The sequence below is a fragment of the Pseudomonas sp. HMWF006 genome, from assembly GCF_003061205.1.
Classification (GTDB): Bacteria; Pseudomonadota; Gammaproteobacteria; order Pseudomonadales; family Pseudomonadaceae; genus Aquipseudomonas; species Aquipseudomonas monsensis.
On the sequence record NZ_QAIU01000425.1, the window covers coordinates 3,515 to 10,179 of the forward strand.

Sequence of the window (6,665 nt, forward strand, 5' to 3'; positions counted from 1 at the left end):
ACCCCGCCGCTGACGATGGTCTGGCTGATCATCCGCGGGGTGTAGTCCACCAGCGATGCTGTCGGATCGCTATAGAGTGAACTACTGTCAGTCATGGGCGTGGCGCCTGCCGGAACGCCGGCGCCGGCCAAGGCGTCGTTACTCAGATTTTGCTGGACGTAGTGGTTGTAGTCCGAATGGGTCAAACGGATGAAGTTCTGCCCGAAACTGCCCCAGCTTTGCCCGTCCTGAGTCAGGTTGTTGAAATGGCCGGAGACGTTGCGCAGACCGATCGGATCGCGGGCGCCGTTGTACCAGACGGTCTCACCGGGCGGTGTGTCGAGTGGGTTGAAGCTACCAAGCAAGCCGAGCACATGGACATTGCCATCGGAACCGTCATAGCCGTATAGCGGCTGACCGGCGCTGTCGTAGCCAACGATATGGATGGTCGGAAACGTCACCTGTTGCTCGAGGAACGAAATATCGTTGCTGTTGAGGGTGAAGCGCTTTAGCTGGTACATGGCAAACTCCGGATATCCGTTGGCTCGCAAGGTTTTTCAACCGACTTACCACGATCATCAGGAAATCGACGCGATGGCAAAAGATGCAAAAGTCCAATCAAAAATCGAGACTTTTGTCGCCGATGAGTCTGAGACTTTGGTCGAACCCAGACCTGTCCACGGAAGACTCTGGCGCTGGCGCTTCAAGCAGCGCACCCGCCATCTGAGCCGCTCCACCCAGTTTGTGCTGGCCGCTGCAGTGATCCTCGGGCTGACGATGTTTTTCGTCGGCAAACTGGTAAGTGCACGCATCGAGCGTGCAGCCGTGCAGAGCGCTGCCGAAGCGGGCGCGCATTACATGGAAGCGTTTCTGGAGCCGTACGTGCAGGAGATGAGTCGCGATAACGGCCTGTCCCCGACCAGCGTCAAATCCCTGGATCGGCTCATGGATAGCCGCTCGCTGAAGCGACACATCGTCTCGATCAAAATCTGGCGTGGCGATGGCACGGTGGTCTACAGCACAGACAAATCCATCACCAACCGCCAGTTCCCGATGGATGAAATTGCCGAGGCGCTCAAAGGCAATGTGGTCACCGACCTTGAAGACCTGGATCAGGAAGAGAACGAATTCGAGCGCAAGCTCAACGTACCGCTGTACGAAATCTACGCGCCACTGCGCGAATTCAGCACCCGGAAAATCATCGCCGTGGGCGAGTTCTACGAAAAAGCCGAAAGCCTGGAACAGGAAATCAACCGCGTCCGTCAACAAGTGTGGATGGTGGTCGGCACGGCCACGCTGGCGATGTTGACGCTGCTGTTTTTCATTGTCCGGCGTGGCGACCAGATCATCCAGCATCAACAGGTGACCCTGCGAATGCGGCTGTTGGAGCAGACCCGCCTGCACATCAGCAACGCCGCCCTGCATCGCAAAATCAACACCGCGACCCAGGAGTTCTCGCGCATCAACGAATTGACCCTGCGCCGCATTGGTGCCGATCTGCATGACGGGCCGGCCCAACTGCTGACACTGATTCTGATCCGCCTGGATGACTTGGCCGAGCACTGCACAACACTGGATCAGGAGTCGCTGGAAACCATCCGCGGCGCCGCTACCGACGCCTTGCGTGAGGTGCGCGACCTTTCGCGAGGCCTGGCCCTTCCGGAAATCAACGACCTGACCCTGACGCAGGAACTGCAGCTGGTGGCCCAGCGGCATGAACAACGCACAGGCAGCAAAGTGCAGTTGAATATCGAAAATTTGCCAGACGCGGCACCACTACCGGTGAAGCTGTGCCTTTACCGTTTTGTGCAAGAGGCACTGAACAATGCCTACCGACATGCGCAGGGCAAAGGCCAGAGGATCATCGCGCATCACCAGGAAGGAACACTGACCATCACCGTCAAAGACGACGGGCCGGGCATGGCGGCCGACGCTTTAGTGGTCGATGGCCACGGACGAAACCGGCTGGGGCTGGCCGGTTTGCGCTATCGCGTGGAGTCACTGGGCGGCGTGTTCAGTATCGAGTCCTCACCGGGCGTCGGCACCGCCATCAGTGCACAGTTGCAGTGGTAATCAGGACCCCCCGTGAACATCCAGAGGCGTTGGCGCCGGGCTGATGTGCAATCGTCCGACAGCCTCGCGCTCCCAGTGGCGCCTGAGCGCCGTGACCGCTTCCACCCGGTTGCGTGCATGCAACTTTTGCATCACGCAGGTCATGTAGTACTTGACGGTTTTTTCGCTGATGAACAGCTTGGAGGCCACCTCTTTGTTGGTCAGGCCCTTCGAGACTTCGCGGATAATCTGCTCTTCCCGATGAGTGAGGTCGATCTTGCGGACTTCGGCTTCATGTTTCTTGAAATTGCTCAACAGTTTGTTGGCGAACTCTGGGGTGATAAAGGTTTCGCCCCTGGCAATCGAACGGATCGCCAGCACCAGATCCGGTCCGCTGACGCCCTTCAACACATATCCGCGCGCACCCGCTTCCAGGGCTGAATAGGCGTCATCCTCAGACTCTGACACCGTCAGCATCAGCACTTTCACCTGCGGTAATTGCGTGGAGATGAACTTCACTGCGGCAAATACGTCGCCCGGCATATTGACGTCCATCAGCATCACGTCCGGTCTCATCCGCTGAGCAATATCCCGTGCCTCGTCGGCATTGCCGCCTTGTTCCACGACTTGCAGATCTGCCCTTTTTCTCAACGTGTTGGCAACACCTTCACGCAGTAGAGGGTGATCATCGGCAATACCGATGCGGATAAACGGATTCATAACGCGCTCCTGAAAAGGCCATGCGTATTGACGCCCATTGATTAATAGCAGCTAACCCGCCCGGCCGCAGGGCTCCGACCCATTGCAGACCGGGTCGCCAGCGCAAAAATTAGACTTAGGTCGGGCGATTTTTCGCCGTCAACAAGTCATCCGCTTAACAAGCGGCGACAAAATAGACGGGCAAGCCATTGTTTTTGAATAAACAAAAAACCGTCAGAAATATAACGCCAGTGAAAACCCGGACCTGAAGGTCATCCGACCAACAGTCGCTCTCCTACGCTGAGGTACATCAGGCCACGGCACTGGAACCTTGCGATGAACACGAAAAAACACCCGCGATCCGAGTTTGCCGACGTGTTTTTTCGGCTGCGCCACACGCTTTATTCGCTGGCCGGATTCAGTGGCGTGATCAACGTGCTGATGCTCTCTCCTGCCATCTACATGTTGCAGGTGTACGACCGGGCGCTGGTCAGCAGCAACCTCACCACCCTGATGATGCTGACCTTGCTGATGATCGGCCTCTACACCCTGCTGGCAATGCTCGAAGTCGTGCGCACCCGTGTGATGATCCGGGTCGGCAACCGGCTCGACATGGCCCTCAACCGTCGAGTGTTCACCGCCGCGTTCGAGCGCAACCTGCAACGTGCCGGCGGCAACCCCGCCCAGGCGCTGCAAGACCTTGCCCAGGTGCGCCAGTTTCTGACCGGCAATGGGCTGTTCGCCTTTTTCGATGCGCCGTGGACGCCAATCTACCTGTTCGTCGCCTATCTGATTCATCCGTTGCTGGGTATCGTCACCTTGTGCGGCTCGCTGATTCTGGTGGCACTGACCTGGCTCACCGAAATCGCCACGAAAAAGCCCCTGGCCGAAGCCAACATGGCCGCCCAGGTTTCAGGCACATTCGCCAACAACAATCTGCGCAACGCCGAAGTCATTGAAGCGATGGGCATGCTGCCGGCGATCACCGGGCGCTGGTTCGGCAGCCACCTGCGGATTCTGCAGATGCAGACTATGGCCTCGGATCGAGCGGCCTACATCAGCGGCCTCGGGCGTTTCGTGCGTATCACCCTGCAATCACTGATCCTCGGCACCGGTGCGTTGCTGGCCATCGAGGGCTCGATCACCCCGGGCATGATGATCGCCTGTTCGATCCTCAGTGGCCGGGCACTGGCACCCGTGGAGCAATTGATAGGTGCCTGGAAACAACTGCTGACCAGTCGCCGTGCGTGGTCGCGCCTGCGCGACCTGCTGCAGGATTTCCCGGCCCGCGCCGATGCGATGAAACTGCAAAAACCGTTGGGCATGATCTCGGTGGAACACCTGCACGCCGGTGCACCGGGCATGACGCAAGCCATCCTTCACGGGCCCAACTTCAACCTGTCACCCGGTGAATCACTGGGCATCATCGGTCCTTCTGCGTCGGGAAAATCGACACTGGCGCGTTTGCTGGTGGGCATCTGGCCCGCACTCAGCGGCAAGGTGCGACTCGACGGTGCCGACGTCTACCTGTGGAACAAACAGGAACTGGGCCCGTGGATCGGCTATCTGCCGCAGGACGTGGAATTGTTCGAAGGGACCATCGCCGACAACATCGCGCGCTTCGGCAATGTCGACAGTGAAGCGGTGATCATCGCCGCCAGGCGCGCCGGCGTACACGACATGATCCTGCGCTTTGCCCGAGGTTACGACACCACGCTGGACGTCGATGGCAACCCGTTGTCCGGTGGCCAGCGCCAACGCATCGGCCTGGCTCGCGCGCTGTATGGCGAACCTTCGCTGATTGTGCTCGACGAACCCAACGCCAACCTCGACGACGCCGGCGAGAAAGCACTGATCGAAGTGCTGGAGGATCTGAAGCAGCGGCGCTGCACCACGGTGTTGATCAGCCATCGGCCGAGCATCCTCGGCACTGTCGATAAAGTCCTGATGCTGCGCGAAGGCAGCACCCAGTTGTTCGGCCCACGGGAAGAGGTGTTCGCGGCGTTGCGTCAAACCAGCGTGCTACCGACCGTGGGCTCACCCACCCTGTCAGCCGTGCGCGGGAGAGAGTAAATGGGGGCCTTGAGTGTTGACCCGCATGGCCAGGAACTGCTGCGTGCAGTGGCCGAGATCGACGTCGACGACCGACGCCCGGCGCGCTGGGGCGTGCTGTTGGTGATCGTCGGCTTCGGCAGTTTTTTACTCTGGTCATGGCTCGCGCCGCTGGACGCGGGGATCGTTGCCACCGCCACGGTCAAGGTCACCAGTAACCGCAAGGCCATTCAGCACCAGACCGGCGGCACCATCGACGCGATTCTGGTGCGTGAAGGCGACAACGTCAGAAAGGATCAGGAACTGGTCAGGCTCGATGCCACTCAGGCGCTCTCCGAGCAAGGGGTAGTCAACGCCCAATTCATCGCCACGAAAACCATGGAAAACCGTCTGCAAGCCGAGCGCGACGGTTTATCGGAGGTGGTCTTCGACCCGCTCATGCTGCAGCGCTACGCCGACAATGAGCACCTGAGCGAGGCGATCCGCCTGCAGCGTCATCTGTTCGAAACGCGCCGCGCCAGTCTGGCCGGCGAGCTCGACATCCTGCGCGAATCGCTCAACTCGGCGGACGCGCAAATCAAGGGGCTGCAGCGCGTCTACAACGCCCGCTCATCACAGATTGGCTTCCTCAATCAGGAACTGACCGGCGTGCGCCAACTCGCCGCCGAAGGCTACGTGCCGCGCAACCGCATGCTGGAACTGGAGCGCACCGGTTCCGACCTGAATGCCTCTCAGGCCGATAACCTGAACAACATCGCCCGCGCCCGGGGGCAGGCGGCCGACATCAAGTTGCGCATCATCCAGCGCGAATACGACTACCGCAAGGAAGTGCAGTCGCTGCTGGCCGATGTACAAAAGGAAAACAGCGCCCTCACCGATCGCTTGCAGGCGCTGGACTATCAGGTGCGGCACACGGTAATCCGCTCGCCCATCGACGGCATGGTGCAGGGCTTGAGCGTGTCGACGGTCGGCGGGGTCATCGCCCCCGGTTTCAAGATCATGGAAATCGTCCCCGCCCATGAGCCTTTGCAAATCGACGCGATGATTCCGGTGCAGGCCATCGACCGTATGAACCCCGGGCTGCCGGTAATGATTTCGTTCCCCGCGTTCAACCATGTGCAGACGCCCAACATTCCCGGCAAGGTGCTGACCATCTCTGCCGACCGACTGATGAGTGAGGACAACAAGCAGCCCTATTACCTGGCCCAGATCGAAGTGACCCGGGCCGGCATGGCCATGCTCGGCGACAATCACATACGTGCCGGCATGCCCGCCTCGGTCACCATCAAGACCGGGGAGCGCAACCTGCTCAGCTACCTGTTGAAACCTCTGCTCGACCGCGTCAACAGCGCGTTCAAGGAGCAATGAAGTGCATGGCCTGCGACGAGTGATCGGGGTTGCCACGCTGTTGGGGCTGGCACAATCGGCCGCAGCACTGGACCTGCGCGAGTCGTGGAACCTGATGCAATTTCAGGGTCCCACCTTGCTGTCAGCCGGGCACGAGCGTGATGCCGCTCTGGAAAACCGCGCCATCGGCAAATCCGGCCTGCTGCCGAAAATCGGGATCACCGCGTTCGACAACCATATCAACGGCACGCAGCAACAGCCGGACTTCTACGGTAACAATCACACCAACGACCTGAACTACGCCTCGCGCGGTGCCACCCTGCAACTGCGCCAGCCATTATTCAACAAGCAGAAAATGGCCGAGTATCGGCAAGGCCAGTATCAGGCCGAGTACGGTAACGCGGTGTACGACGGCAAGGCCCAGGACTCGGCGGTGCGCCTGGCCGGGCGTTACTTCGACGTGCTGCTGGCCCCTGAAACGGTCAAGCTTTCAACGGCCAAACTCAACGCACTGAATGAACAGGTGGCCTCAACTC

At 59.7% G+C, this 6,665-nt stretch carries 5 protein-coding genes and 1 pseudogene; 4 read left to right on the top strand and 2 right to left on the bottom strand.

The annotated features are described in order from the left end of the window. Nucleotides 1–500: hypothetical protein (locus DBR24_RS32640; protein ID WP_256591602.1), on the bottom strand; the 500-nt coding region annotated here is incomplete at its 3' end. A 73-nt stretch (nt 501–573) separates the two neighbouring features. Between DBR24_RS32640 and DBR24_RS17860 the strand changes: the two genes are divergently transcribed. Next, complete coding sequence (locus DBR24_RS17860) at nt 574–2,052, top strand: sensor histidine kinase (RefSeq protein WP_128615412.1); 1,479 nt, start codon at nt 574–576, stop codon at nt 2,050–2,052. Here DBR24_RS17860 and DBR24_RS17865 read toward each other — a convergent pair whose 3' ends face one another. After that, a complete protein-coding gene (locus tag DBR24_RS17865) occupies nt 2,053–2,751 on the bottom strand; it encodes a response regulator transcription factor (RefSeq protein ID WP_128615413.1) in 699 nt (232 codons plus the stop codon). It lies immediately after the preceding gene. Between the two features lie 315 nt (nt 2,752–3,066). On the opposite strand from DBR24_RS17865, the gene DBR24_RS17870 reads away from it, so the two are divergent. From DBR24_RS17870 to DBR24_RS32645, 3 genes and pseudogenes are all read left to right on the top strand, one after another. Then, entirely contained in the window at nt 3,067–4,803 is a 1,737-nt protein-coding gene (locus DBR24_RS17870) for a type I secretion system permease/ATPase (RefSeq protein WP_128615414.1), read from the top strand. Further along, nucleotides 4,804–6,150 carry an HlyD family type I secretion periplasmic adaptor subunit gene (locus DBR24_RS17875; protein WP_128615415.1) on the top strand — a complete coding sequence of 449 codons (1,347 nt, stop codon included), beginning with the start codon at nt 4,804–4,806 and terminating at the stop codon, nt 6,148–6,150. A gap of 10 nt (nt 6,151–6,160) precedes the next feature. Further along, nucleotides 6,161–6,665, top strand: a pseudogene (locus DBR24_RS32645) (TolC family protein); the annotation flags it as partial.

Bases quoted from the DNA above. Each gene is read 5' to 3' on its own strand.
- DBR24_RS17875 (WP_128615415.1), top strand. From the start codon at position 4,804: ATGGGGGCCTTGAGTGTTGACCCGCATGGCCAGGAACTGCTGCGTGCA.
- DBR24_RS17870 (WP_128615414.1), top strand. From the start codon at position 3,067: ATGAACACGAAAAAACACCCGCGATCCGAGTTTGCCGACGTGTTTTTT.
- DBR24_RS17860 (WP_128615412.1), top strand. From the start codon at position 574: ATGGCAAAAGATGCAAAAGTCCAATCAAAAATCGAGACTTTTGTCGCC.
- DBR24_RS17865 (WP_128615413.1), bottom strand. From the start codon at position 2,751: ATGAATCCGTTTATCCGCATCGGTATTGCCGATGATCACCCTCTACTG.